20 protein-coding genes are annotated in these 25,418 nt (G+C 58.9%); 15 read left to right on the top strand and 5 right to left on the bottom strand.

The annotated features are described in order from the left end of the window. The first annotated feature begins 83 nt into the window (after positions 1-83). A complete protein-coding gene (locus B0G57_RS07630) occupies positions 84-1,754 on the top strand; it encodes an electron transfer flavoprotein-ubiquinone oxidoreductase (RefSeq protein WP_102607057.1) in 1,671 nt (556 codons plus the stop codon). Positions 1,755-2,066: 312 nt separating this feature from the next. Here the strand turns inward: B0G57_RS07630 and gcvA are convergent, their stop codons facing one another. Continuing rightward, a complete protein-coding gene (gene gcvA / locus B0G57_RS07625) occupies positions 2,067-2,984 on the bottom strand; it encodes a transcriptional regulator GcvA (RefSeq protein ID WP_102607056.1) in 918 nt (305 codons plus the stop codon). Positions 2,985-3,243: 259 nt separating this feature from the next. Here gcvA and B0G57_RS07620 point away from each other — a divergent pair, with 259 nt between their 5' ends. Together B0G57_RS07620 and B0G57_RS07615 are read left to right on the top strand one after the other, a co-directional pair. Further along, complete coding sequence (locus B0G57_RS07620) at positions 3,244-4,272, top strand: alcohol dehydrogenase (protein WP_102607115.1); 1,029 nt, start codon at positions 3,244-3,246, stop codon at positions 4,270-4,272. A 132-nt stretch (positions 4,273-4,404) separates the two neighbouring features. Continuing rightward, on the top strand, positions 4,405-5,628 hold the full coding sequence (locus B0G57_RS07615) for an MFS transporter (protein ID WP_102607055.1): 1,224 nt from the start codon (positions 4,405-4,407) through the stop codon (positions 5,626-5,628). Between the two features lie 118 nt (positions 5,629-5,746). Here B0G57_RS07615 and B0G57_RS07610 read toward each other — a convergent pair whose 3' ends face one another. Further along, entirely contained in the window at positions 5,747-5,977 is a 231-nt protein-coding gene (locus B0G57_RS07610; protein WP_199189630.1) for a hypothetical protein, read from the bottom strand. A gap of 504 nt (positions 5,978-6,481) precedes the next feature. Here B0G57_RS07610 and B0G57_RS07605 point away from each other — a divergent pair. Continuing rightward, positions 6,482-7,969 carry an NCS1 family nucleobase:cation symporter-1 gene (locus B0G57_RS07605; protein WP_102607114.1) on the top strand — a complete coding sequence of 496 codons (1,488 nt, stop codon included), beginning with the start codon at positions 6,482-6,484 and terminating at the stop codon, positions 7,967-7,969. 480 nt (positions 7,970-8,449) lie between these two features. Here B0G57_RS07605 and B0G57_RS30845 read toward each other — a convergent pair whose 3' ends face one another. After that, a complete protein-coding gene (locus B0G57_RS30845) occupies positions 8,450-8,899 on the bottom strand; it encodes a hypothetical protein (protein ID WP_146013351.1) in 450 nt (149 codons plus the stop codon). Positions 8,900-8,926: 27 nt separating this feature from the next. Here B0G57_RS30845 and B0G57_RS07600 point away from each other — a divergent pair, with 27 nt between their 5' ends. From B0G57_RS07600 to B0G57_RS07545, 11 genes are all read left to right on the top strand, one after another. Beyond that, positions 8,927-10,243, top strand: coding sequence for an MFS transporter (locus tag B0G57_RS07600; protein ID WP_102607054.1), 1,317 nt, complete (start codon positions 8,927-8,929; stop codon positions 10,241-10,243). A 1,052-nt stretch (positions 10,244-11,295) separates the two neighbouring features. Beyond that, a complete protein-coding gene (locus tag B0G57_RS07590) occupies positions 11,296-12,807 on the top strand; it encodes an aldehyde dehydrogenase family protein (RefSeq protein ID WP_102607053.1) in 1,512 nt (503 codons plus the stop codon). 52 nt (positions 12,808-12,859) lie between these two features. Next, complete coding sequence (locus B0G57_RS07585) at positions 12,860-13,744, top strand: NAD(P)-dependent oxidoreductase (protein WP_102607052.1); 885 nt, start codon at positions 12,860-12,862, stop codon at positions 13,742-13,744. A gap of 67 nt (positions 13,745-13,811) precedes the next feature. Continuing rightward, positions 13,812-14,594, top strand: coding sequence for an SDR family oxidoreductase (locus tag B0G57_RS07580; protein WP_102607051.1), 783 nt, complete (start codon positions 13,812-13,814; stop codon positions 14,592-14,594). A gap of 143 nt (positions 14,595-14,737) precedes the next feature. After that, a complete protein-coding gene (locus tag B0G57_RS07575; protein ID WP_102607050.1) occupies positions 14,738-15,871 on the top strand; it encodes a pyridoxal phosphate-dependent aminotransferase in 1,134 nt (377 codons plus the stop codon). Positions 15,872-15,883: 12 nt separating this feature from the next. Continuing rightward, positions 15,884-16,765, top strand: coding sequence for an alpha/beta fold hydrolase (locus B0G57_RS07570; RefSeq protein WP_102607049.1), 882 nt, complete (start codon positions 15,884-15,886; stop codon positions 16,763-16,765). Beyond that, complete coding sequence (locus B0G57_RS07565) at positions 16,762-18,012, top strand: M20 family metallo-hydrolase (RefSeq protein WP_102607048.1); 1,251 nt, start codon at positions 16,762-16,764, stop codon at positions 18,010-18,012. Before B0G57_RS07570 ends, B0G57_RS07565 begins: the two co-directional genes overlap by 4 nt. 194 nt (positions 18,013-18,206) lie before the next feature. After that, the gene (locus tag B0G57_RS07560) at positions 18,207-19,340 is read left to right on the top strand and encodes a Re/Si-specific NAD(P)(+) transhydrogenase subunit alpha (RefSeq protein WP_102607047.1); all 1,134 of its coding nucleotides are present in this window, start codon (positions 18,207-18,209) and stop codon (positions 19,338-19,340) included. Between the two features lies 1 nt (position 19,341). Then, positions 19,342-19,662, top strand: a complete 321-nt coding sequence (locus tag B0G57_RS07555) for an NAD(P) transhydrogenase subunit alpha (protein ID WP_102607046.1) — start codon at positions 19,342-19,344, stop codon at positions 19,660-19,662. A gap of 3 nt (positions 19,663-19,665) precedes the next feature. After that, positions 19,666-21,087, top strand: a complete 1,422-nt coding sequence (locus tag B0G57_RS07550; protein WP_102607045.1) for an NAD(P)(+) transhydrogenase (Re/Si-specific) subunit beta — start codon at positions 19,666-19,668, stop codon at positions 21,085-21,087. Between the two features lie 124 nt (positions 21,088-21,211). Beyond that, positions 21,212-23,074 carry a methyl-accepting chemotaxis protein gene (locus B0G57_RS07545; RefSeq protein WP_102607044.1) on the top strand — a complete coding sequence of 621 codons (1,863 nt, stop codon included), beginning with the start codon at positions 21,212-21,214 and terminating at the stop codon, positions 23,072-23,074. Positions 23,075-23,283: 209 nt separating this feature from the next. Here B0G57_RS07545 and B0G57_RS07540 read toward each other — a convergent pair whose 3' ends face one another. Together B0G57_RS07540 and B0G57_RS07535 are read right to left on the bottom strand one after the other, a co-directional pair. Then, positions 23,284-24,051 carry a nucleoside phosphorylase gene (locus B0G57_RS07540; RefSeq protein WP_102607043.1) on the bottom strand — a complete coding sequence of 256 codons (768 nt, stop codon included), beginning with the start codon at positions 24,049-24,051 and terminating at the stop codon, positions 23,284-23,286. A gap of 126 nt (positions 24,052-24,177) precedes the next feature. Further along, positions 24,178-25,407 (bottom strand): phosphopentomutase, encoded by a 1,230-nt coding sequence (locus B0G57_RS07535; protein ID WP_102607042.1) that lies wholly within the window; start codon positions 25,405-25,407, stop codon positions 24,178-24,180. Positions 25,408-25,418: the final 11 nt, after the last annotated feature.

Genomic DNA, 25,418 nt, shown 5'->3' with positions numbered 1-25,418 from the left:
TTCCATAAGCTTTGCTTATGCGAGCACCATTCGAGTTCAAAGCCGGTACGCTGAGAATAACCTTTACAAAGAATGTTTCGAGCATGAACTCTCAACTTGCATCCGCGCAGAATGGGCGGGACTCGATGGAATACGACGTCGTGATCGTCGGCGGCGGCCCCGCGGGGCTGTCGGCGGCGATACGGCTCAAGCAGCGGGCTGCCGAGAAAGGCACCGAGATGGGCGTGTGCGTGCTCGAGAAGGGTTCCGAGATAGGCGCGCATATTCTGTCGGGCGCGGTAATGGACCCGCGCGCGCTCACCGAGCTGTTCCCCGACTGGAAGGCGCGCGGCGCGCCGCTCACGGTAGAGGTGACCGAAGACCGCTTCCTGTTCCTGTCGGAGAAAAGCGCGATCTCGACGCCGAACTGGGCGCTTCCGGACAACTTCAAGAACCACGGCAACTACGTGATCTCGCTGGGCAACGTCACGCGCTGGCTTGCGCAACAAGCTGAGGCGCTCGGCGTCGAGATCTTCCCCGGCTTTCCGGCTGCCGAGATTCTATACAACGACGACGGCTCGGTGAAGGGCGTCGCCACCGGCAACATGGGTGTCGGCAAGGACGGCGAGCCGACCGAGAACTTCCAGCTCGGCATGGAGCTGCACGCGAAGTACACGCTGTTCGCCGAAGGCTGCCGCGGCCATCTGGGCCGTCAGCTGATCTCGAAGTTCAAGCTCGACGCGAACGCCGATCCGCAGGCATACGGGATCGGCATCAAGGAACTGTGGGGAATCGATCCCGCGAAGCATAAGCCGGGCCTCGTGATCCACACGGCCGGCTGGCCGCTGAAGTCCGATACGTACGGCGGCTCGTTCCTGTATCACATGGACAACAACCAGGTCGTGGTCGGCTTCGTGGTCGGCCTCGGCTACACGAACCCGTATCTGTCGCCGTTCGAGGAATTCCAGCGCTACAAGACGCATCCGTCGATCCGCGCGTTTCTCGAAGGCGGCAAGCGCGTGTCGTACGGCGCGCGCGCAATCACGGCGGGCGGCCTGATGTCGCTGCCGAAGACGGTGTTCCCGGGCGGCGCGCTGATCGGCGACGACGCGGGCTTCCTGAACGCGTCGCGGATCAAGGGCAGCCACGCGGCGATCAAGACCGGTATGCTGGCGGCCGATGCGGCATTCGACGCGGTACAGGCCGGCCGCCAGAGCGACGAGCTCAACGCGTACCCGGACGCGTTCAAGCAATCGTGGCTGTACACGGAGCTGTACCGCGCACGCAACTTCAAGCAGTGGATGGCGAAGGGCCTGTACCTCGGCACGCTGATGGTCGGGCTCGAGCAGAAGGTGATGGGCGGCAAGGTGCCGTGGACGCTGCACCACAAGCACGCGGATCACGAAATGCTGATGCCGGCGTCGCAATGCACGCCGATTGAGTATCCGAAACCGGACGGAAAGCTGACGTTCGACCGGCTGTCGTCCGTGTTCATCTCGAACACGAACCACGAGGAGAACCAGCCGGCGCACCTGACGCTGAAGGATGCGAGCGCGCCGGTGAACGTGAACCTGCGTACGTACGCGGGGCCGGAGGGGCGTTTCTGCCCGGCGGCGGTGTACGAGTTCGTGAAGAACGACGACGGCAGTGATCGCCTCGTCATCAACGCACAGAACTGCGTGCACTGCAAGACCTGCGACATCAAGGACCCGACGCAGAACGTCGTGTGGGTCACGCCGGAAGGTGGCGGCGGCCCAAATTATCCCAATATGTAGCCAGTACTACGAATTGCCGCTCGGCTGCGAGCTGGGGAAGTTCTGCCCGGGTAGATGTGCGCGCCGTTATGCTTGGAGCTGCCTGGCAAAATGAGCCATCGTCCTTACAGCCCTATCGTCCGTACGGGCTGGACGATTGACGAATGGCACCAATGGGACGACCAGGGTTGCCGCCGGAAGTTATATATGGTTCGACCATCGGTTCGAGCGGAGTGCCATCTACTTGCATCTTCAGAAACGTAACGTACCAACTTCCTTCGATTGGACGTCGGGGCCTGCAAAGTATCATTGGCGCAGTGATGTTACCGTTTGTTAGACCGGCGCTGCCGCCTCGCTGAGCAACCAATCGCGAAACGCGACGAGCCTTGGCTGCGTGGACGCCTCGGCCCGATATATGACGTAGTAAGCCAAGGGCGAGGCAAATCTGATTTTCGGAAACAGCCGGACGAGGCGCCCAGTTGCTACGTCATCGTGCGCCATTACGCTGCGCGCGAGCGCGACACCTTGCCCTTCGATCGCCGCCTGCAGAACGGCGGCTGAATTGTTGATTTTCATGCCGCGTCGTGAACGAACATTCGTCACCCCCACCCGTTGCAGCCAGGCGTCCCAAGTCGGAAAAGCCGTGTGGCTATCCATCGACAAATCGTGGATCAACGTTTGGCGGGCCAGGTCAGTCGGCTTCTGCAAGCGCCCATGTTTGCGGAGCAGGCCGGGCGAACAAACTGGATAGACTTCCTCGTCCATCAGCTTGTCCGCCCTCAGTCCTGGCCAGTTTCCCGTGCCGTAGCGCACGCCGATATCGATTCGATGCGCAACGAAATCCACCGGTTTAAGGTTTGTGTCCAGGCGTACGTCTGTGTCTGGCCAGGCGGTTTGAAATCGTTCAATTCGCGGTAGCAACCACTTGGCGGCGAAGGAGGGGCTGATGGCTACGGTGAGAACGCCGCTAGTCGATCCCTCCCTGAGTCTTTCCAAGCCCAAGGCAAGTAGATCGAACCCCGCCCGGATATCCGGCAACGCTCGTTCCGCTGCCTCACTGGGGACAAGTCGAACTCGACCGCCGGTTCCGCGATGGAACAGAGGGGTTCCCAACCATTGCTCCAGTGCGCGTACTAGTTGGCCGACTGCCGCAGGAGTGACGTGCAGTTCGACCGCGGCCGCCGAAAAGCTCTGGTGGCGCGCGCTCGCCTCGAATGCACGCAATGCATTTAGATGAACAGGTGTTTTCATGGACACAAAGTTTTTCTTTCAATGAGTGAAACTTTATCTCGTTTGGCAGTGGAATCGAATCGGAGAAGAATTCCGCTGAAGCCGAAGGTCGACGATAGCTCTCCTCGTGACATCAGATGTTGGTGGGCGCCATCGATGCTGCCAGCAGGGGGTAAGTACGATAGTTGCCCAGCGGGGCCGGGAAACGACTTGAAGCCGGAACGCTGACGGAAGGCAGCATGCGATCTTTGTCCCTATGACTGACTTGTGACCGATGAGCATGAGAAAAACCTATCGAGCCATGCAGGTGACGAAACCTGGCATGTTGGAACTGGTTGAGCGCGCGACCCCGTCGCCGGGCGAGGGCGAAGTGTTGATCGAGGTCGAAGCCTGCGGCATTTGCGGTGCCGATGCCGGCACGATTGAAAATGTTGATCCGGCAGTGCTGCCTCCCCGGGTGCCTGGCCACGAGGTGGTCGGCCGAATCGCTGCAGTCGGTCCAGGAACTCCGGCGCGCTGGACGGTCGGGCAACGAGTTGGTGTGGGCCGGCTCGGCGGCCATTGCAACGCATGTGAGCAATGTCGGCGCGGGCAATTTCAGCTGTGCACGAACCAGCCCATCGTAGGCTCCAGTTGCGACGGCGGCTACGCCGAAATGATGGTGGCACGCAGCACGGGTCTCGTCTCCATTCCCGACGAGTTGAGTTCCGAGGAGGCGGCGCCCATTCTGTGCGCCGGTATTGCGACCTTCAATGCGCTAAGAAAGTCGGGTGCCGAACCTGGGGACATCGTGGCCGTTTTGGGGATCGGCGGCTTGGGGCACATGGCGTTGCAGTACGCGCGCAAGATGGGTTTCAAGGTCGTGGCGGTCGGCAGAGGGCAGGACATCGCGGAAGACGCGCTGAAACTGGGGGCGCATATCTACATCGACACCCGTGTCGAGGACGCCGCAGAAAAGCTCAAGGCGATGGGCGGCGCTCAGGCGCTCGTGACCACGATCGGCAATGCAGAGACGGTATCGGAGCTGATGGGCGGTCTGGCGCCCCAGGGCCGGCTGATGGTGTTGGGCGTGGCCAAGGACCCGCTGTCGGTCTCGACCGGCCAGCTTGTCGTTGGACAAAAGAGCGTGGCGGGATCGCTGACCGGCACGCCCTACCAGAGCGAAAGGGCGTTGGACTTCAGTGTCCTGACGAGCGTGCGCCCGATGATCGAGACGATGCCATTGCAGATGGCACTTGATGCCTACCGGAGGGTAAGGAGTGGCGACGTGCGATTCCGGATGGTCCTGGTCATGGGCAGCAGCGAGTGAGACCTAGGCGTCGTTACTCCCGGCTGGCAGCTCCATTCCTTTGCGAAACACAACACCCGCTTTAGCGAACGCTCCTGTTCGACGAAATCGATTCTCAACTGCGGCGAGGCCGCGATTAACAGATTTGACCCAATGTCAGACGCAAACCCCGGCAATTTGCATGGCGCTCCATTGTCGTTTCTTCACGCGCATGCCAACGGGAACGTCGCGAGGCTGACAATCGCTCAGGCGCTGGCTGGTGCGAACTCGACCGTGATCTATGCAACGGGCGCGATCGTCGGAAACGCATTTGCACCCAGTCATGCGCTGGCTACCCTGCCTGTATCCATCTTCGTCGTCGGCATGGCTGCGAGCTCTTTGCCGGCGGGGGCTGTCGCGCAACGCTACGGACGTCGTGTCGCCTTCATGGTGGGAACTGGCTTAGGTGTGTTGGCGGGCTTGCTTGCAGCTTGGGCCGTCGTGTTGGGCTCGTTTTGGCTGTTTTGCAGTGCGACGTTCCTCGGCGGCGCATATGCTGCGGTTGTGCTTTCTTTTCGTTTTGCAGCCGCTGATTGCGTACCTCACGATCGTCGCTCGCGGGCGCTTTCGTTTGTCATGGGAGGTGGGGTGTTTGCGGGTGTGATCGGGCCTCAGCTCGTCACCTGGACCATGAATATGTGGTCACAGTACACTTTTGCTGCGACCTTCTTGGCGCAGGGCGCGGTAGCTGCGTTGTCCGCAATCGTGCTGCGAGGTGTCCGTCTGCCCAAGCCGGCCGTGGCAACAGTTGCACGCGGCAGGCCGATTGCCGTTATCGTCACCCAGGGGCGGTTCGTTACGGCTGTGATTTGCGCAGTCGTGTCGTACCTTCTCATGAACTTTCTCATGACTGCTGCCCCTTTGGCGATGGAAATTTGCGGCTTATCGCAGACATCGTCGAATCTCGGTATTCAGTGGCACGTCATCGCGATGTACGCGCCGGGTTTTTTCACGGGTAGGCTGATCGCGCGCTTCGGTGCACTAAGGGTGGTTATGGCCGGACTGGCGCTTACGGCGCTATCGGTGGCGACCGGCTTGCTCGGTGTCGATGTTGCTCATTTCTGGGCCACACTCATCTTCCTCGGGGTGGGTTGGAATTGCGGCTTTGTCGGGGCGTCGGCTCTCGTGCTCGAATGCCATCGACCGGAAGAAAAGGCGCGCGTGCAATCGCTTAATGATTTTCTCGTCTTCGGAGCGACGGCCCTTGGGTCCTTCCTGTCTGGCGGACTGCTCGCCGCATATGGATGGAACACAGTGCTCTGGCTGTCGTTTCTTCCACTGGCACTGGCAGTCGTCGCGCTGACTGCCAAGCGCGGGCGCGCGGTCATCACGGTTTGACAGAGTTCTCGTGTTCGAGGAATTCAACGACAAGTGGCAGCGGGGGAAAGTCGCTTGATGAGCTGCAAGTCAGTTCGAATTGATGTCCTTGAACGCGATCACTTAGACGTCCGCACAGTTACCTGCGGCGAAATTTCGCCAGCTTGGCATTCAAACAGACTCCGATAGTGGCTGCTATCGCGGGCAGCAATGCGCTGTGTGTCCCAGCTTCCACTATTCGGCCGGCATTGAACACGAGGATGCGGTCCAGGGCGCGTACGGTCGACAGGCGGTGTGCGATGACAATCGTGGTGCGACCGATCGCATGGATCGCGACCGGACCTGCATCGTCCCGGTCCTTTTCGCTCACAGGTTCGTCACTTATCTGAATAAGGCTTCTGTTTCGTTGACCATGCGCTGGAGAGCTTGAATGTAGCGACCGAGTGTGCGATGCGGTCGCGCGGGGTCGCCCGTACCTTGGCCGTCGTTGAACGGCGGGGAGGACAGTTCTTATCTCCAGCACTGAGGCGTAGGCCTGTCGTGTCTGAGCAGCCTAGGGTAAACCGGAATGTTTGAATATTTTTTGTATCCGGAAGATGCGTCCAATGGATCTTAAGTGGCTGGCTTTGTATTCAGACGCTCTACATTGGAATGCAAGAAGACCCGCTTCGCGATCTCGTTCGTCAGTGCAATCGCGATCGCAAGAGCATTTTTGAATGATGGTTTCGATCGCATCCATCGCTTAGGGCGAAGATTGAAGGCGAGCAGGGCTGGAGGCGATTTTTAGGAACCGACATGCAGTGAAGTCATCTGCCGCTCGCCGATGCAGCGGTTACTGGATATTAGGTCGACGACACGGGAAGGAGCGGGCGTCATGAGTCAGGTTACTGCTGTAGGTAGTGCAGGCGAGCAGCGTTTAGGGGACGAACTGTACAACGAAGATCTCGCACCGACAGGTGCCGGTCAGCGCACCTGGAAATGGCAGCACTTCGCCGCACTGTGGGTCGGGATGGTGATGAACGTTGCGTCATACATGCTCGCATCCGGTTTGACCGGGCAGGGCATGTCACCGTGGCAGGCGGTATTCACTGTCCTGCTCGGCAACATGATTGTACTTCTGCCGATGTTGCTCATTGGTCATGCCGGCGCAAAGTACGGCATCCCGTTCGCCGTGCTGGTGCGCTCGTCGTTCGGTACGCAGGGGGCCAAATTGCCGGCGGTTTTGCGCGCGGTAATCGCTTGCGGTTGGTACGGCATCCACACCTGGCTTGGCGGAAGTGCGATGTACTCGCTGGCGAATATTCTCACCGGAAATGCGTTGACCGGGGCGGTGTTGCCGGTGCTCGGCATTTCGGCGGGTCAACTTGGTTGTTTCCTCGCCTTCTGGTCCTTGCAACTCTACTTCATTCTCCACGGTACCGAGTCGATCCGCCGACTCGAGAGTTTGTCGGCCCCGGTCAAGATTGCAATGTGTGTTGCCCTCGTCTGGTGGGCAACTTCAAAGGCAGGTGGTGTCGGTGCGATGCTCTCGGCGCCGTCTGCCTTTGTGAAGGGTGGGGCGAAAGAGGGTTTGTTCTGGGTGACGTTTTGGCCGAATCTCACCGCTATGGTCGGTTTCTGGGCGACCCTTGCGCTCAATATCCCTGACTTCACGCGCTTTGCGAAATCCCAGCGGGATCAGGTCGTTGGCCAGACGGTCGGTTTGCCCGTACCGATGGCCTTGCTCTCCCTGATGTCTGTTGTCGTCACTTCTGCGACCGTCGCGATCTATGGTAAGGCCGTCTGGGACCCGATCGACCTAACCGGCCGGATGACGGGCATCGGCGTTGGGGTAGCACTGGTGATCCTGACGCTGGACACGATGTGCTGCAATTTGGCCGCCAATCTAGTTGGGCCTGCTTATGATTTTGCAAGTCTGTCTCCAAGTCGTATCTCCTACCGCATGGGAGGTATGATCACGGCCACCATTGCTATCGCGATGATGCCGTGGAAGATTCTTTCGAGCACGCAGGGCTATATTTTCACTTGGCTGGTCGGCTATTCGGCATTGCTTGGGCCGGTAGCGGGGGTAATGATCGTTGATTACTTTCTTGTGCGGCGTACGAAGCTAGATTCGGCGCAGCTCTTCGAGCCAGACGGCATCTATGCATACAAGAACGGATGGAATCCGATTGCGGTCGTCGCTTTTGCGTGCGGGGCGATTCCCAATCTTCCGGGTTTTCTGAAGACTGCCTTTCCGTCGGCGTTCCCGTCGGTACCGGACGTATTCATGCAAATCTATACGTATGCGTGGTTTGTCGGTCTTATTATCGCCTCGGTTGTGTACTCCGTCGGCATGGGAGTAGGGCGTCAGCGAGCGTAAGAGAGGTGCAATGCGCCCCCACGGCGGAACTCCAGCCGCTGCTCGCGAATGGTCACCTGGATCTTGCTGTTCTCTCAGCGGAAACCGATACGCAGAAGGTCTTATTTTGCTAAGCGAATGACTTGTGTGGACGGCATCAGGCCAACACGACAACGTCGCGGATCTGGAGTGTCTGCCACCCAAGCTGTTTCGTGATGTTGCATCTTCCTGAAACGGGCGTTGAAACAGCTGCGCACCCGCGGACGGAACCACAGCATCGTGCGTACTAGCCGTAGCATGTCGGCCATTCAGGCACGCGTTGCCTGCGGGGTTCGTTGCGTTGGTGGTCGCTGAAAGTTGTGCCCCGCACGGCGCCATCGTTGTTATCAAGAAGACTTTCCGGCGCTTCCGCCGTTGTCGGCCATCCTTGATGCTTCGCCGACCATTGACCCGTTTCCGGTTCAACGAGTTGGCGACCAGGTGCGCGCAAAACTGCACCGGTTACAGTGCCGCGACCCGACCGACACTGCCGTGAGGCGATGCGTTACGCCGTTTCGCGCGACTCCAATCGGACTGCAACGTATCAACGCGGCGATTTTTCACTTGCCTCTTACCGAGCATGGATGCCGTTCCATTTCGGCCGCCTCCGACGGACGTCCCTTGATGCGACGAGGCGGTCGTGCTTCTCGTGCTTCTAGCGCCGTCAGGGATGTTTCCTTGCGCATCGCCAAGCGTATCGAGCTGCTCGACGATCCGCGATTCTAGAGCATCAGAGTGTGCTGCCGTGAGGGCCGTCCCGCGCGATCCTTTGGCCTCACCTTGCATTGCAGCAACCTTCAGTTGCCAGCCCAACCGGAAGATCGTTAAAAAAAACCTTGCTTTGTATTTTGAACGCATATCATTAGTACACAACAGCGTTCCATCCGAATACAAACGTACTATCTTTTCCATCGCTTGGGCGAAATGAGGGAGGAAACTATGAGCGGGGCTGTAGACATCGATGCAGGCGTCCGGCGCGGAGCAGGGTTCGAAGAGCAGACGTATCGGAAGGTGACGCTTCGGCTCATCCCCTTCCTGGTGTTGTGCTATGTGGCGGCATATCTCGACCGGGTAAACGTCGGTTTCGCCAAGCTGCAAATGTTAGGTGATCTTCATTTCAGCGAAACCGCGTACGGGCTGGGGGCAGGCGTATTCTTCATCGGATATTTCCTATTCGAAGTGCCGAGCAACCTCATGTTGCAGCGTGTGGGTGCCCGGGCGTGGATAGCCCGCATTATGGTGACATGGGCACTCGTCTCCGGGGCCTTCTTCTTCGTGCAGACGACAACCGAGTACTACGTGTTGCGGTTCTTTCTCGGCGCTGCGGAAGCTGGCTTTTATCCTGGAATCGTGTTGTATCTGATGCAGTGGTACCCGGCGCGTCGGCGCTCGCACGTCCTGGCCATTTTCATGGTCGGTATTCCGTTGGCCGGTATCGTTGGGGGCCCGCTCTCAGGTTTCCTGCTGGAAGCTTTCAAAGGCGTGCACGGATATGCGGGTTGGCGCTGGCTGTTTTTGATCGAAGCTGCTCCATCTCTCGTTCTTGGTGTGGCCGCATTCTTCTATCTGGCCAATCGCCCTGGAGACGCGAAATGGCTCACAGTTGAGGAGGCCGAGCTTCTGACGAACGCGCTGGATGGTACGAGCGCGCACCAGACGCGTGTTGCAAGTACGGTTGGACAGGTATTTTGCGACGCCCGCATCTTGCTGATGGCATTGATTTACTTCTGCGTGATCATGGGGCAGTACGGGCTGACCTTCTGGATGCCAACGTTGATTCGCGGATCGGGCGTACGGGACCCGATCATGATTGGCCTGCTTTCCGCGATTCCGTTTGTCGTCGGCGCAGTGAGCATGATTTCGTTCGGCAAGAACTCTGACCGCACGGGTGAGCGCCGATGGCACCTCATCATTCCGATGGCGATGGGCGCGATCGGTTATCTGATCACAGTGTGGGCAGGGTCCAACGTGCCACTGTCGATGCTCGGGTTGTCGTTGGCAGCCGCAGGAGTACTAACGCCGGGGCCGCTTTTCTGGGCCCTGCCAACGGCAATTTTGAGCGGAACGGGAGCTGCCACCGGTATCGCAGCCATCAACGCGTTCGCGGGGTTGGCTGGCTTCGTGAGCCCTTACCTGATTGGCTGGCTTCGCGATCTCACGCATTCCGCGACGATCGCGATGTACGTGTCCGCCGGCGTCGTGACCTTAGGCGCCGCGATGATCCTGCTGGTTCCGGCGAAGCTCGTGAACCGTTAATTGGTCGCGCTACCTGAAGCCGCGACGTTATCAACTCTCTGCTGTTTCGACAGGGGGCACGAGCGCCTCCATAAATCCGCCCCCAAGAGCCCCCGACCGTGTGGTCGGGGCTTGCTAACTGGCGTGGAGCGCTGTCTCGTCGAACATGAGACGCGGACCATATCGCGCGCGAGCATCCCATCTCTCGTGCGCCGCGCCGCAGTCATTGCATGGCGGCGCACGCACGCGCCGACTTGCAGAAGAGCAACGTGTGAGTGGGCACTTAGGGAAGACCATAGGCCTCCATGTATTCAAACTGCTGGCCTAGTAAATACAAGAAGAGTATATTTGCATTCGTACGGTGCGCTGATGTTCGAGCTGGAGGTGGCGTATCGATGTCTGGCGGGCCATGGTGGACTCAGCCAGGATGGGCCGAGGTGCCAGAGATCTGTGTCGACAGGACCGCGGCCTCAGTGCGATGAAGGGGAAGTCGATGGCGAGTGGGCAAAACTCGTTGCGTTTGATGGTCGAGCACTGGCTCGCTCCCGATCCTGCGATGGGCGTTCGGGTCACGAAGTTCATAAACAGGCGATCCAAACGTGAATGCTATGTATGCGTTGAGACACTACGGACGGACGGTCCCGTTGCCATCTTCTTTTTTCGTCACCAAGACGGGGCATGGCACGTTTTCCCGCCGGCTCCGGAGCGACTTGCAATGCTAGCGGTTTAAATATCGACGAACTTCCAACTTGTCACAGAGTGGTGGCGACGGGCCGATTTCTGCTGCCGAGGCGGAGGCCTCCTCGTGCGGTCAACTGGATCCAGGGTGGAGCAAATGAGCATGCTCAGACGACGCGTTGCAAGGTGTCGGCATGTCACTTTCCTCCCAGAGCAGACGGTTTCGACTATGGGGGAACTGGCCACATCATCGCAGCGATCCAGTGGCAGGTTCACAAGCGCGCAGCGCTGCTCCATCGGCGCACACGAGCTTTTAGGCAGTGACATTGTCGGCTTGATTGCACGCTTACCCAACTTTCAGAAATTGGTTCAGTAGACAGACGAAGACGAAAATCATGCCGCTTGAGAATATTCTTCCTGAGGCCAAAGACGGTCACCATGTGTTTTATGATGGCCGCTTCCAAGAGATCATCGGATCGGGGCGATTGCCGGTGCGCAGCCCCGCGAGCAACGAGGTAATCGCCTATATGGCGATTGCCGAAGTGGATGATGTTGCGAAGGCGACCCGTGCCGCCGCTGCGGCGCAGGAGGGGTGGGCCACCCTCGACGCGCTGGATCGCGCTCGCCTCCTTCGAAGTCTCGCCGAACTGATTCGCCGCAGAATCAAGGCTCTGGCAAGTTGGGAATCTGCGATCACGGGTCGTCCACTGCGCGAAATGCAGGCGCAGATGTCACGGATTCCCGAGTGGATCGAGTACTTTGCCGGTATTGCACCCGGCCTCGAAGGCGAGTCAAATCGGTTGCGCGGTGGATTTGCCTCCACGACGAGTTGGCAACCGTACGGCGTTTGTGCACTGCTGACTCCGTGGAATCATCCCGTTCTGATCCTCGTTAAGAAAATGGCGGCGGCGCTGGCTGTGGGCAACACCGTCGTGATCAAACCATCGGAACTCGCACCCTGCACGGCTCTTGTTCTCGCGGCATGGTGTACGGAAGCTGGCATTCCTCCCGGCGTCGTCAATGTTGCGACAGGCGAGGGCGCAACTGGCGCAGCGCTGTGTGCGGCGCCAGAGGTAAGACGGATTGACCTCACGGGCGGAACGGCCACAGGCCGTCGTGTTGCGGCCGCGGCGGCCGAGCGTCTGGTTCCCTGCACCCTGGAGTTGGGCGGGAAGACGCCGGTGGTGGTCTTTGAAGACTCCGATATCGAAGAAGCAGCGGCTGGCGCGGTTTTCGCAGCGTTCATCGCAGCCGGGCAAACATGTGTCTCCGCGAGCCGTTTCCTCGTTCAGCGTAGCATCTATGAAAAATTTATCGCCGCGTTCGCTCAGCGAGTCCGCGCGCTGCGCATTGGTGATCCGGCCGACCTCGGCACCGACGTTGGTCCTGTAATTTCGCAGACGTCATTTCGGCAAAGTCAACGATTTATCGCATTGGCTAAGGCGGAGGGTGCACGGCTCGTGATTGGTGGCGAGCCGCTTCTGCTCGACGCTCCATTGAACGCAGGCAACTTCGTTGCACCCACGATTTTCGCTGATGTCAGTCCCTCGATGGAACTCTTTCGTGAGGAAGTTTTCGGTCCGGTGGTGGCTGTCACTCCCTTTGAAGACGAAGCCGATGCGTTGCGGCTCGCCAATGATTCACCGTACGCGTTGGGTGCTTCAATCTGGACCCGAGATGTTTCGCGCGCGAATCGGGTTGCCGGCAAGATTAAGGCGGGAATGATCTGGATTAACGACCACCACAAGAACGATCCTCGATCAATTTGGGGCGGCTATGGCGATAGCGGCTACGGTTATGAGAATGGCTGGGACGCGTTGAAGTCATACCTGATCAAACGCAACGTGATCGTTTCGACGAACACGAGGTTCGACGATTGGTTCGCGGGCGGCGGTCGCTACGGCTGATCAGTTTGAATTGTACTCGGTTGGTCGCAACCATTTTTCAGCGAGCACTTTCATGAACATCGGTTTTATTGGTATCGGTGCGATGGGCGCAGGAATCGTCCGGAATTTCTTGAAGGCAGGGCACCAGGTCGCCATTTGGGATCGCTTTCAGGAGCCGATGAACGAACTTGCTGAGCTCGGCGCACATGTCGCGGCGAGTCCCGTCGAGGCAGCGCAGGACGCTATCGTCTTTTCGATGCTGGCACACGATGACGCGATCCAAGACACCCTGATCGATAGGGGGTGGCTCCGGGGCGTCAACAAGCCGCTGTTGCACGTCAACATGGCAACGATCTCGGTCCGCTACGCGAGGAAGCTCACAGAACTACACGCTGCCGCCGGTATCGAGTATGTGGGTTCGCCCGTCTTCGGACGGCCAGATGCGGCGGCGGCGCGTACCCTCAATCTCATCGTGGGCGGGACAAAGTCAGCGGTCGAGCGACTCACGCCATTGTTCGACGCAATCAGCAGTAAGGCATGGCATGTGGGCGAGGAACCCTTTCAGGCGAACCTGGTGAAGCTGGCGGGCAACATGATGATCGCCTCGGCGATCGAAGCCATGGCCGAAGCAACGGCCCTCGGTACTGCGCATGGCGTGGATCGCAACGTCATGCTCGACGTTTACCTCGAGGCGCTTTTCCCTTGCGCCGTCTACCGCGGATACGGCTCGTTCATCCGCAAGCGCGAATACGAACCGGTGGGCTTCAAGCTGCCGCTCGGTTCCAAGGATATTCGTCTCGCCCTCGAGGCGGGCGAGTCAGCGCGCGTGCCGCTTCCCTTAGCGGGTGTCGTCCGGGACAGCTTGCTTCAGGCCCTCGCCAACGGCTATGAGCAAAGCGACTGGTCGTCGCTAGCTGAAGCGTCGTATATGCGAGCTGGGCTGGGCCCGAACGAATGAAATTCCTAAACGGAGGACCACGCTGTCTTCCGATACCTCAACCTCATCACTATCGCTGGAAGAAATCATGGATTTGCAACTATCGGGAAAAAAAGTTCTTATCACCGGCGCCTCGCAGGGTATCGGTGAGGGCTTGGCCTACTCGTTCGCGCAGGAAGGCTGCGACCTTCATCTGACGGCCCGTTCGCAGGAAAAGCTAAACGAAATCGCGTTAAACATACGCGAAGACTTCAAGGTCGAGGTAAGCGTCACGGCGGTCGACATGACGCAAACGGGCGCTTGCGAGCGCATCGCGGAGGAAGCGGGCGATATCGACATTCTTGTCAACAATGCCGGCGTGATTCCTAGCGGTACCCTCTTTGACATCGACGCGCAGAAATGGCGTGACGGCTGGGCACTGAAGGGCTTCGGCTATGCTGACATGATCCGCCTCATCTACCCGAAGATGAAGCAGCGCGGTGGCGGCGTGATCCTTAACAACATCGGCAATGGCGGCGAAATCTGCGACCCGAACTACATCGAAGGTGCTGCGGGCAACGCATCGATCATGGCGATGACGCGTGCAATCGGCGGCCGCAGCCTCGATGACAACATTCGCGTTGTCGGTGTGAACCCCGGTCCGGTCGACACGACGCGCATCTACAACATGCTGAAAAAATTCGCCGAGAACAAGCTCGGCAGCGCCGAGCGTTATGACGAGCTGCTCGAAAAGTACCCGCTAAAGCGACCGGCGAAGGTCCACGAAATTACCGACCTCTTCTTGTTTCTCGCGTCGTTTCGATCAGGCTATACGTCGGGTACCGTGTTCACAGTCGACGGCGGCATTGCGTCGCGCCGCACGGTGGTGTAACCGAACCGCATCCACTGAAACCAAAATTTGTAGTTCGTTAAGAACGAATTATTTTTCTGCTGGACAACGTGTAGGTCGATATATCGCCCCAGCAGTGGCTGGGCCCTTGTCGCCCCGCGGCCGGAGTCTCTGAAGGATCAATCATGAAGAACTTTGAAATTCGCAACCTCTATTTCGACAAGCTCTGCAACACGCCTGGGCTTATGTGGCTCGGCCAGAACACTAACCACTATGAGCCGCACGAGTCGGTTCGTGAAGCCGTAATCAAGGCGATGGAGAGCGGCGAATATCACGCTTACGCCCCCCCCGCCGGCTTTGAAGAGCTGCGCAAACTGATCCGCGAAGACATGGGTATTCCCGATGCATCGGTGTTGGTGACGGACGGGGCCGTCGAGGCGCTCTATAACGTGTGCGCGAACATCTGCGAATCTGGTACGGACTTCGTTACGACGGACCCGAGTTGGGCATGGCCGATGGCGTTCGCCCGCAGGGCGGGTTCGAACGTGGTGGAACTGCCTATCTATAATGCCGAGCAGGGTTACAAGCTGACTGTCGAGCAACTGCGAAAGGCGGTGTCGGAAAAGACGCGGGTGATCTATCTTGTCGATCCGAACAACCCGCTCGGCACGTGCCATACCGAAGACGAGATTCGCGCGATCGCAGATATCGCACGGTCGGTCGGCGCATACTTGATCCACGACGCGACTTACTGCCACTTCGCCGAAAAATTCACACCGGCATACAAGTTTTACCCTGAAAAGACGATCGTCACCTACAGCTTCTCGAAGTGGCTCGGCCTCGCCGGCATGCGTCTTGGAGCCGTTCTGGCTAGCCCCGACATCATCGAGAAGCTCGCGACGGCATCGCCGAACAACCTCGGCAGTAACGTGCTGTCGCAGCGAGCCGCGATCGCTGGCCTGAAGACGAAGTCACAATGGTTCCCGGATATCTGGAGGCGTCAGCGCCGTAATCAGTCGGTGGTCGCAGAAACTGCAAAGGCGATCGAAGGGCTCGCAATACCGGTCTTTCCATCAAACGCTAACCTGCTCGTGATCGAGACCATCGATGCGGGCGTCAATCCGGAAGCGCTGGTGGCAGCCTATCAGGAAAAGGGTGTGATGATCCGTCAGGGCACGTATCACACGAAACGCTTCGGTGAGCGCTTCGTCAAGGTGAGCTTGACGGTCCCGGAGCTATGGGCTGATCGGTTTTGCGACCTGCTGCCGGCCATGGTGGAACGCGCTCGCAAGATCGAAGTTCCGCCGAGCTTGTTCTGATCGGGGGAAGCGATGCCGTACATCAAGACATCCGACGGGATCAACCTCTACTACGAGGAAGCAGGCGAAGGCGATCCCATCGTCTTCGTGCATGAATTCGGTGGGGATATGCGCGGCTGGGAGCCGCAGATGCGCTACTTCTCACGACGCAATCGGTGCATCGCGTTCAACGCAAGAGGCTATCCTCCGTCCGATGTGCCCGAATCGCTCGATGCATACAGCCAGGAGCGCGCAGCACTCGACATCGGGTGCGTGCTCGATGAACTCGGTGTACAGAAAGCGCATATCGTCGGTTTGTCGATGGGCGGCTTCGCCACACTGCACTTCGGTCTGCTGCGTCCTTCCCGCGCGCTGTCGCTCGTTGTCGCCGGAGCCGGTTATGGCGCGGAAAAGCAGCACGAGGAGTACTTTCGAGGCGTCTCAAACGAGGTGGCGAAGCAGTTTTTGGCACAGGGCTCTGGGCAGTACTCGAAAACGTACGGTCTGGCGGCGTCACGCATCGCTTTTCTGGTGAAGGATCCGCGTGGCTGGGCGGAGTTTCAAGCCCACCTTGGCGAGCACTCCGCTCTCGGCGCAGCGATGACGATGCGTGGGGTGCAGGCGCGTCGACCGTCGCTCTATGACCTCGAAGACCGGCTGAAGGACATGCAGGTTCCGACCTTGGTGATTGTGGGCGATGAGGATGACCACTGCCTGCAGCCGGGAATCTTTCTGAAACGGACGATTCCTGCCTCGGGCCTCGCCGTCCTGCCGAAGGCTGGGCATACGTTGAACCTGGAAGAGCCGGCCCTCTTCAATCAACTGGTCGCAGAATTCCACGCGACGGTTGGGCAAGGGCGGTGGCTGCCGCGGGATCCGCGAGCCGTGCCAACTCAGATCATGAAGACATCATGAGCAACCCATTTTCCGACAACGTTTCGAAGGAGCGACTGTGGGAGCGCCATCAAGCGCTTGCGCGTATAGGCGCCACAGTCACCGGCGGTGTCAATCGTCTAGCGTTGTCCGACGAAGACTTTGCCGCGTGTCGACGTTTGATCGAATGGGGAAGATCATTCGGAATGCTCGAGTCGCGAGACGAGGTTGGTAACGTGTTTTTGCGGCTCTGCGGCACTGACTCATCTGCTGCTCCGGTCGTCTCGGGCTCTCACCTGGACAGCCAGCCGACCGGCGGAAAGTATGATGGTGTGTATGGCGTCCTGGCAGCACTCGAAGCATGCGAATCGATTGCGGCGTCGCGTGTTCCCCTGAGGCGCTCTATCGACGTTGTCGCGTGGATGAACGAGGAAGGCTCCCGTTTTGCGCCTGGCATGATGGGCTCGGCGGTGTTCGCTGGCGCCCGTACCCTGGCCGAGATAAAGGCGGTGAAGGACGCCACGGGCGTCTCAGTCGCGGAGGCGCTCGATAAGGCCGCCACCGCGCTCGCTGACGTACCCCTGCGCGCACTGGGCGGCGTGCCGTTCGCCTATGTGGAGGCGCATATCGAGCAGGGGCCTGTGCTGGAACGTCTCGGAAAGACTATTGGCGTGGTCAGCGGCATCCAGGGCAAGCGTACGTTTCGCGTCGTCGTAGAAGGCGAAGCGGCCCATGCTGGCACCTCCTTGCGAAGCGAAAGAAAAGATGCGCTGCTCGCGGCTACGGCTATGGTCGGTGCACTGATCGAGCATATTCACGACGAGGAAGACGTCGTGAAGTTCACCATCGGGCAGTTTACTGTAACGCCGAACGCACCCTCGGTGGTTCCGAGTGGCGTGACATTCTCTATCGATCTCCGTCACCCTGACTCGGACGTGCTCAGGAAACTGGGGGACGCCATTGACGGTATCTGCCAGCAGAACGCGGCTCCCTGCCGCGTCGACGTGAAGGAGCTGTCGACGGCCATGTCGCTCGACTTTCCCGATCACATGCGGCAGCGCATCGACTCAGCTGCGGCCCGCCTCGGAATCAGCAAATTCGAGCTCTACTCCGCAGCGGGGCATGACGCGAGATACCTCCACGGTGTCTGTCCATCAGGGATGGTCTTTATACCGTGCCATCTTGGCATTACGCACAACGAGGCAGAATCGATTACTCCCGACGATGCGTTCGCTGGGGCACGGGTGTTGGCAGAAGTGCTGAGTGAACTGGCACAGCTCGAGAGCTGACATCGTGTGCTGCCGAATGTCATACATCGTCGGCGCTTTTGGGTGTTGCCCGAGCGCAGAGACGGGGAGGGTGTCGTCATCTCGAACCCGCGTTGCAACCACAAAACAAGAAAATGAATTGTTCTTGAAGAGTTGATCCCTTCATACGGTCTGGAAACTGATGACGATCCGGACGATTTTCTTAGGAGGAGCTCATGCAAATTGGCGTACCCGCCGAGACGGTAGCGGGCGAGTCGCGCGTTGCCGTCACACCGGAAACTGCGAAGAAACTCGTTGCGCTTGGACACTCTGTTCTTGTGCAGAGCGGGGCAGGATTGGCTGCCGCTGCAGATGATGCGGCCTACGAGGCCGCGGGAGCGCAGATCACTGACGTTGCTGGTGTCTTCGGCTGCGGCCTGATTTTGAAAGTGCGCGCCCCTTCAGCTCGGGAACTGGAAATGATGAGGCCGGGCTCTGCGCTCGTAGGCATGCTCAATCCCTTTGACTCCGCGGGAGTCGGGAAGCTTGCGGCTGCCGGTATTACCGCATTCGCGCTGGAGGCTGTGCCACGGACGACGCGCGCCCAGAGCATGGACGTTCTCTCGAGCCAGGCGAACATTGCAGGCTACAAGGCAGTCATGATCGCTGCCGACAGATACCAGCGGTTCTTTCCGATGCTGATGACTGCCGCCGGAACGGTGAAGGCGGCGCGTGTGGTCATTCTCGGTGTTGGTGTTGCTGGCCTGCAGGCGATTGCAACGGCGAAGCGACTTGGCGCGTCGATCGAGGCTTCCGACGTTCGGCCTTCGGTGAAGGAGCAAGCGGAATCGCTGGGCGCGAAGTTCATCGATGTTCCCTATGAAACGGATGAAGAGCGGGAAATTGCGGAGGGCGTCGGCGGCTATGCGCGTCCGATGCCGCAGAGCTGGCTCGATCGTCAAAAGGCGGCTGTTGCCAAACGCGTCGCTCAGGCAGATATCGTGATTACTACTGCGCTAATTCCGGGACGCGCGGCGCCCACGCTCATCACGGAGGAAATGGTTCGTTCCATGAAGCCAGGTTCGGTGATCGTCGACCTCGCTGCTGGAAAGGGACCAGATGGCACCGGTGGCAACTGCCCGCTCACCGAAGCGGACCGCACCGTGGTGAAGCATGGCGTAACACTTGTCGGCGAAACAAACCTTCCTGCGCTGGTTGCTGCCGATGCATCGGCCCTGTACGCAAGGAACGTTCTGGACTTCGTCAAGCTGGTTTTGCCGAAGGGTGCCGATGCAATCAGTATCCCCGACGATGACGAAATTGTTGCGGCTTGCGTGATCGCTCCAGAGCGTGAAACGGAGGAGATTTGAAGTGGAACTGGTATCGCATCTAATCATCAACATCATTATCCTGGTGCTGGCAATCTACGTCGGCTACCACGTCGTGTGGAATGTCACCCCGGCACTCCACACGCCGCTGATGGCGGTAACAAACGCTGTATCAGCAATCGTCATCGTGGGCGCAATGTTCGCGGCAGCCCTGACCGTCACTCCGCTTGGCAAAACGATGGGCGTGCTGGCAGTGGCTCTGGCATCGGTGAACATGTTCGGTGGATTCCTCGTAACTCGGCGCATGCTCGAGATGTTTAGGAAGAAAGAGCGAAAGACGGGAACGAGAGAAGAGGAGAACTAAGAGATGTCAATGAACCTTGTCACATTGCTCTACCTTTTGGCCAGCGTTTGCCTCATCCATGCCCTCAAAGGTCTGTCGCATCCCACGACTTCGATACGCGGGAATCTCTTCGGCATGGCAGGCATGGCGATCGCAGTCGTCACGACGGCTGCCCTGATAACGTCGATCGCTGGCTCAGCACTGGGACTAGGGTGGGTAATGATCGGCATGCTTGTCGGGGGCGGGATCGGCTCCGTTATTGCATATCGTGTCGAGATGACGAAAATGCCGGAACTCGTTGCATTCATGCACAGCATGATCGGACTTGTAGCGGTATTCATTGCTGTGGCCGCGACCGAAGAGCCTTGGGCGTTTCAGATCACTGCACACGGGGCACCGATTCCTGGCGGAAACCGAGTGGAGTTGGCGATCGGGGCATTCATCGGTGCTGCCACGTTCACCGGTTCGATCATCGCATTTGGAAAACTCTCCGGAAAATTTAGATTTCGGCTTTTTCAAGGTGCGCCCATGCAATTTAAAGGGCAGCATATGCTCAATCTGCTTCTTGGCCTTCTCTCGATAGCTTTTGTCGTCGGTTTTTGGGACACGCAAAGTTGGGCGGATATGATTCTTGTAATCGGTCTTGGCTTGCTGCTGGGCGTAATGTTGATCATCCCCATCGGCGGCGCAGATATGCCCGTTGTTGTGTCAATGTTGAACAGCTATTCGGGCTGGGCGGCCGCCGGCATTGGCTTCTCGCTCAACAATAGCATGCTCATCATTGCTGGCTCGCTTGTGGGGAGCTCCGGTGCGATCCTCTCCTACATTATGTGTAAGGCCATGAATCGTTCGTTTGTTAGTGTGATTCTTGGTGGTCTAGGCGGTGGCGGTGGTAGCGATATTGCTGGCGCGAAAGCTCAACGCAACGTCAAGACCGGGAGCGCAGACGATGCGGCATTCGTGCTGAGCAACGCTGAATCGGTGATCATCGTTCCGGGCTATGGCCTGGCGGTTGCGCGGGCGCAGCATGCCGTCAAGGAACTAGCGCAAAAGCTTGTCTCAATGGGCGTTCAGGTCAAGTACGCCATTCATCCAGTTGCAGGGCGGATGCCTGGGCATATGAACGTGCTGCTTGCAGAAGCAGAAGTGCCATACGATCAGGTCTTCGAGATGGAAGACATCAACAGCGAGTTCGCCCAAGCAGATGTCGCGATCGTTCTTGGCGCGAATGATGTCGTGAACCCCGCGGCATATACCAAAGGAAGCCCGATCTTCGGGATGCCGATCCTGGAGGCGTTTAAGGCAAAAACTGTGATCGTCAACAAGCGCTCGCTCGCGTCGGGTTATGCCGGCCTCGACAACGAGCTCTTCTACATGGAAAAGACGATGATGGTCTTTGGGGATGCCAAGAAGGTTGTCGAGGACATGGGCAAGACGCTCGATTGAAGTGGCGAACCGGCTGCGCGGAGCGACCAGATCCCGAATTCCCATTCAGTGATGCGGTTTTGCGACGGCATGCCGATCAATCAGGCAGGCTCATACCCAACTGTTATCAAGAGCAACTCTAAGCATGCAATTCTGGCGCAAACTTTCTATTCAGAACAAGCTGGTTGTCAGCATGGCGAGTTGTCTGCTCGTATTCGTCGCTATTTCGAGCGGCCTGAGCGTCTGTTTGATCAGCGGTGCGGTACGCGATCGCGTAATCCAGGAGGAATTGCCCAGTGCCGTCAATGGCATTCGCGCTGACGTACAGCGTCAGATGGCCGGGCCGATCGCTGCAGTGCGTACTTTGGCGCGCGATGCGTTCCTGCTTCAATGGGAAGCCGACGGAGAACCCGACGCCAGCGCACGCAACTGGATCCAGCTGGCGCGGAATGTGAAGGACGAGCAGAAGGCGACATCCGTGGGCTGGGCGTCGGTGAAGAGCGGCAACTACTACAACGAGGCCGGCCTGCAGCAGAAGCTTACCGATAAAGATCAGTGGCTGCCGCGCTTCCTATCGTCCCGCAAGCCATTCGAAGTGAACATGGATCACGAGGGGACTGTCGACCTCATGTTCATCAACAGTCGCGTCGAGCTTAACGGCACGCCCATCGGCGCCGCCAGTATTGCCTTTTCCGCGGAGGAGCTGGCGAAGGCGATCAAGGGCTATGGAATCGGCGAAACCGGATTGGCGTATCTCGTGCGTTCAGACGGGACGATTATCATGCACCGTGAAACTTCGCTAATGGACGGCAAGCATTTCCTGAAGGATGAGCGAGGGCTGCCCCACGATGTGTCGTCGGTGCTTCTGGCAGGCAAGCCCTATGCGTACCTGTGCTATGTGGGCGACCGCGGATCCCGCTTCATCGCGACGTCGTTCGTTCCTGAGCTGGATTCGTATGTGGTGGTTGAGGTGCCGCAGGCTGAATTGCTCGGGCCGGTGACGCGGGCGATCCTGAGTGCGACGCTGGTAGCGGCGGTGGCGGGACTGAGTGTCTCGCTGATCGTGATCTGGCTGGTCGGGCGTGCGGTTAGTTCGCCGATCCGGCGCGCGGCGATGCTGCTGTCGGAGATCGCCAGCGGGCAGGGCGACTTGACGCGCCGCATGACGGTTGATAGCCAGGACGAGATCGGGCAGTTGTCCGAAGCATTCAACCGATTCGTATCGTCGTTGTCCAGGCTCGTGCACCGGATTCGCGCGGCTTCTGCGGCGATCGCGACAGGGGCGACGCAGATCGCGTCGGGCAATGCGGATCTCAGCCAACGGACGGAAGAGCAGTCAAGCAATCTCGAGCGGACCGCGTCGTCGATGGAGCAGATCACGGCGGTCGTGCGAAACAACACCGAGAGGGCCACGACCGCCGCCGAGTCGATCGGCGGCGCGTCGGATGCAGCGGCGCGTGGTGGACAGATTGTCGGTGATGTCGTTAGCACGATGGAGCAGATCAGCGCGGCGTCGCAGCGGATCTCTGAGATCATCGCCATGATGGACAGTATTTCGTTTCAGACAAACATTCTCGCATTGAATGCGGCGGTGGAAGCGGCCAGGGCCGGGGAGCAGGGGCGGGGGTTCGCTGTCGTTGCGACGGAGGTGCGAAATCTGGCGCAGCGAAGTGCACAGGCGGCCAAGGAGATCAAGGCACTAATCGAGCACAGCGCGGGAACAGTGAGCGCCGGGTCGCTGCTCGTCAGCCAGGCCGGCAAGGTGATGGGTGACGTTGTTGCGCAGGTGCAAGGCGTGAGTGCGATGATGCGCGAGATTGCCGAGGCGAGTTTAGAGCAGAGCGCAGGCATCGATCAAATCCAGTGTGCCGTGCAGTCGCTGGATCAGACGACCCAGCAAAATGCGGCTTTGGTGGAAGAAAGCGCGGCGGCTGCGGATAGTTTGAAACAACAGGCGGCGGAACTGACGAGACTGGTTTCGGCGTTCAAAGTCGACGATCGCGTTTAGGCAACGTTTTGTGCGGATGCTTACGGCTTCGTCGGCGGCATGACCTCATTCGCCAGCGAAAACGAATTGGGCCGACTGCAGTGTTCGCGATTGAAGGAGTGCCGGGCACACGTGTGCCCGGCACTTCTCATACTTTCCTTAATTGCGAGGTAGCCTGGCCGGCCTACGGCGTATTGTAGAGAGCCGTATCAATGATTCGCAGCGAGTAACTACCGGAGCGAGAGGGATGCCGCGGCCATCGACGCGACAGTGCAAGCAGGAAGGACTGCGGTGTCGACTTCGAGCCGTTCATTGGTAACCCGGTTAGAACCGACCACGCAGACGCTTCCGGTTCGAAGTCCGAAGAGCGAGCCGAGTACGAAGAGCGTCGCCGCTTCCATTTCAAACGTCGCAACCTTTCGGGACCGCAGATACTCTGCAGGGCCTGTGAGGTCAGTCATCGAATGTCCACCTGGCAGGGGATTGCCTTGCCCGCCATAAAAGGAATCAACGCTAGCCGTCATGCCCACGTGGTATTTGATGCCAAGCTCATTGCACGCTGCGATGAGCGCGTTCGTAACCTGGAGATCGGCAACCGAAGGAAAATCGCGGTTGACGTACGCGTCGACTGTACCGGTAAGTCTGACTGCGGAGTGCTGAATGACTAGATCTCCCGGCCTGATATGTTCTTGGAGGGCCGCGCAGGTGCCGACCCTGATGAACGTATCGGGACCAGCCTCAGCAAGCTCTAGCACCGCAATTTCCGTGGAGGGGCCACCGATGCCGGTCGAACACGCGGCGACGGATATGCCGCCGATGGCACCAACGCCGAGTCGATATTCGCGAACGAAGGAGACGTCCTCATACCTATCCCACGTACTGCCGATTACTGGAACTCGCGCTGGATCGCCTGGTAGTAAGACGCAGCGCGGTAGTGCTGTCGCACCAATTTCGACGTGTCGCTTCTTGCGACCGATAACAGATTCGGTTTCGTTCATATATGCCTCTGTTTGACGATTGGAGTACCTCGCAGGAACTGACGCGCGAGCGAACACGAGCCGGCGTGCGGCCGCTCAACGTTAGGGGCGAGGAGAAGTTGGGTACCTAGGCCCCGATGTCCCCACTCACGCCCTACCGGTCAAAAACGAGCGGCCGTCGGGAAAGGCGGGCAGACCGAACCACACCGCGAGACTCTGCCCGATATCAGCGAAGGACTCCCGCACGCCGAGGTTTTGACAAGGGACTCTCGGGCCGGAGACCAGCACGGGAACATGTTCTCGCGTGTGATCGCTGCCGGGCCAGGTCGGGTCACAGCCATGATCGGCGGTGAGTATCAGGACATCGTCATCTCGCAGCAGCGCTCTAAGATCAGGCAACCGCCGGTCGAATTGCTCGAGGGCAGTTGCATAGCCTGCGACATCACGGCGGTGACCAAAACTTTGATCGAAGTCGACGAAGTTTGTCATCACGATGCTGAATTCGGGTGCGTCGCGGACGGCATTCAACGTGACTTCCCAGAGTTCGTCGATCCCATGCGCGAACAGTTTCTGCGTCACCCCGACGCCTGCGAAAATGTCGGAGATCTTGCCGATAGCAATGACCTGGCCGCCAGCGAAATGGAGCTTTTCAAGCACCGTGGGTGCCGGGGGCGGCACTGCCAGATCCCTTCGGTTACCGGTTCGGCGGAAAGTTTCTGCCGTCTCGCCGTTGAAAGGTCGTGCGATGACCCGGCAAATGTTGTACGCGTCGACTTCCTCGCGGACGATCTCACATAGACGATATAGCTGCTCCAGGCCGAAACGGTCTTCGTGGCAAGCGATCTGAAAAAGAGAGTCTGCAGAAGCATAGAAAATCGGCTTTCCCGTTCTAACGTGTTCCTCGCCGAGTGCAAAGATGATTTCCGTACCCGATGCGTGGCAGTTGCCGAGGTAGCCCGGAAGATTCGCGCGGCTCACGATCTTCTCAAGCAACTCATGCGGAAAGGTGTTCGTCGGGGCACTGAAATATCCCCAGTCGAACGTCACGGGGACGCCTGCCATTTCCCAGTGCCCGGATGGTGTGTCCTTGCCAGTCGAGCGTTCGCATGCAGCGCCATAGGCGCCGGATAACGAGGGGGCGACGTGCAAACCGTCGGGGATACGGCCGGAAGCCAGTTGGCTCGCAAGCCCCAGACCCAGTTCCTCGAGGTTAGGGATGTGCAATGGACCTTTCCGGCCGCCTGCGACGTCACAATGACCACCGGCACAACGCGCTGCTATATGGCCGAGAGTATTGGCACCGATGTCACCGAAGCGATCGGCATCTGGTGTTGCGCCAATACCTAGTGAATCCAAAACTAGAACGATTGCTCGCATGGCTGCTCACT

Origin of the sequence: Trinickia symbiotica (assembly GCF_002934455.1) — a bacterium.
Classification (GTDB): Bacteria; Pseudomonadota; Gammaproteobacteria; order Burkholderiales; family Burkholderiaceae; genus Trinickia; species Trinickia symbiotica.
This window is presented reverse-complemented; position numbering and strand designations above follow the sequence as displayed.

Excerpts from the sequence above, each read along its gene's own strand:
- B0G57_RS07630 (WP_102607057.1), top strand. The coding sequence starts at position 84 with ATGAACTCTCAACTTGCATCCGCGCAGAATGGGCGGGACTCGATGGAA.
- gcvA (WP_102607056.1), bottom strand. The coding sequence starts at position 2,984 with ATGAAAACACCTGTTCATCTAAATGCATTGCGTGCATTCGAGGCGAGC.
- B0G57_RS07620 (WP_102607115.1), top strand. The coding sequence starts at position 3,244 with ATGAGAAAAACCTATCGAGCCATGCAGGTGACGAAACCTGGCATGTTG.
- B0G57_RS07615 (WP_102607055.1), top strand. The coding sequence starts at position 4,405 with ATGTCAGACGCAAACCCCGGCAATTTGCATGGCGCTCCATTGTCGTTT.
- B0G57_RS07605 (WP_102607114.1), top strand. The coding sequence starts at position 6,482 with ATGAGTCAGGTTACTGCTGTAGGTAGTGCAGGCGAGCAGCGTTTAGGG.
- B0G57_RS30845 (WP_146013351.1), bottom strand. The coding sequence starts at position 8,899 with ATGGAAAAGATAGTACGTTTGTATTCGGATGGAACGCTGTTGTGTACT.
- B0G57_RS07600 (WP_102607054.1), top strand. The coding sequence starts at position 8,927 with ATGAGCGGGGCTGTAGACATCGATGCAGGCGTCCGGCGCGGAGCAGGG.
- B0G57_RS07590 (WP_102607053.1), top strand. The coding sequence starts at position 11,296 with ATGCCGCTTGAGAATATTCTTCCTGAGGCCAAAGACGGTCACCATGTG.
- B0G57_RS07585 (WP_102607052.1), top strand. The coding sequence starts at position 12,860 with ATGAACATCGGTTTTATTGGTATCGGTGCGATGGGCGCAGGAATCGTC.
- B0G57_RS07580 (WP_102607051.1), top strand. The coding sequence starts at position 13,812 with ATGGATTTGCAACTATCGGGAAAAAAAGTTCTTATCACCGGCGCCTCG.
- B0G57_RS07575 (WP_102607050.1), top strand. The coding sequence starts at position 14,738 with ATGAAGAACTTTGAAATTCGCAACCTCTATTTCGACAAGCTCTGCAAC.
- B0G57_RS07570 (WP_102607049.1), top strand. The coding sequence starts at position 15,884 with ATGCCGTACATCAAGACATCCGACGGGATCAACCTCTACTACGAGGAA.
- B0G57_RS07565 (WP_102607048.1), top strand. The coding sequence starts at position 16,762 with ATGAGCAACCCATTTTCCGACAACGTTTCGAAGGAGCGACTGTGGGAG.
- B0G57_RS07560 (WP_102607047.1), top strand. The coding sequence starts at position 18,207 with ATGCAAATTGGCGTACCCGCCGAGACGGTAGCGGGCGAGTCGCGCGTT.
- B0G57_RS07550 (WP_102607045.1), top strand. The coding sequence starts at position 19,666 with ATGTCAATGAACCTTGTCACATTGCTCTACCTTTTGGCCAGCGTTTGC.
- B0G57_RS07545 (WP_102607044.1), top strand. The coding sequence starts at position 21,212 with ATGCAATTCTGGCGCAAACTTTCTATTCAGAACAAGCTGGTTGTCAGC.
- B0G57_RS07540 (WP_102607043.1), bottom strand. The coding sequence starts at position 24,051 with ATGAACGAAACCGAATCTGTTATCGGTCGCAAGAAGCGACACGTCGAA.
- B0G57_RS07535 (WP_102607042.1), bottom strand. The coding sequence starts at position 25,407 with ATGCGAGCAATCGTTCTAGTTTTGGATTCACTAGGTATTGGCGCAACA.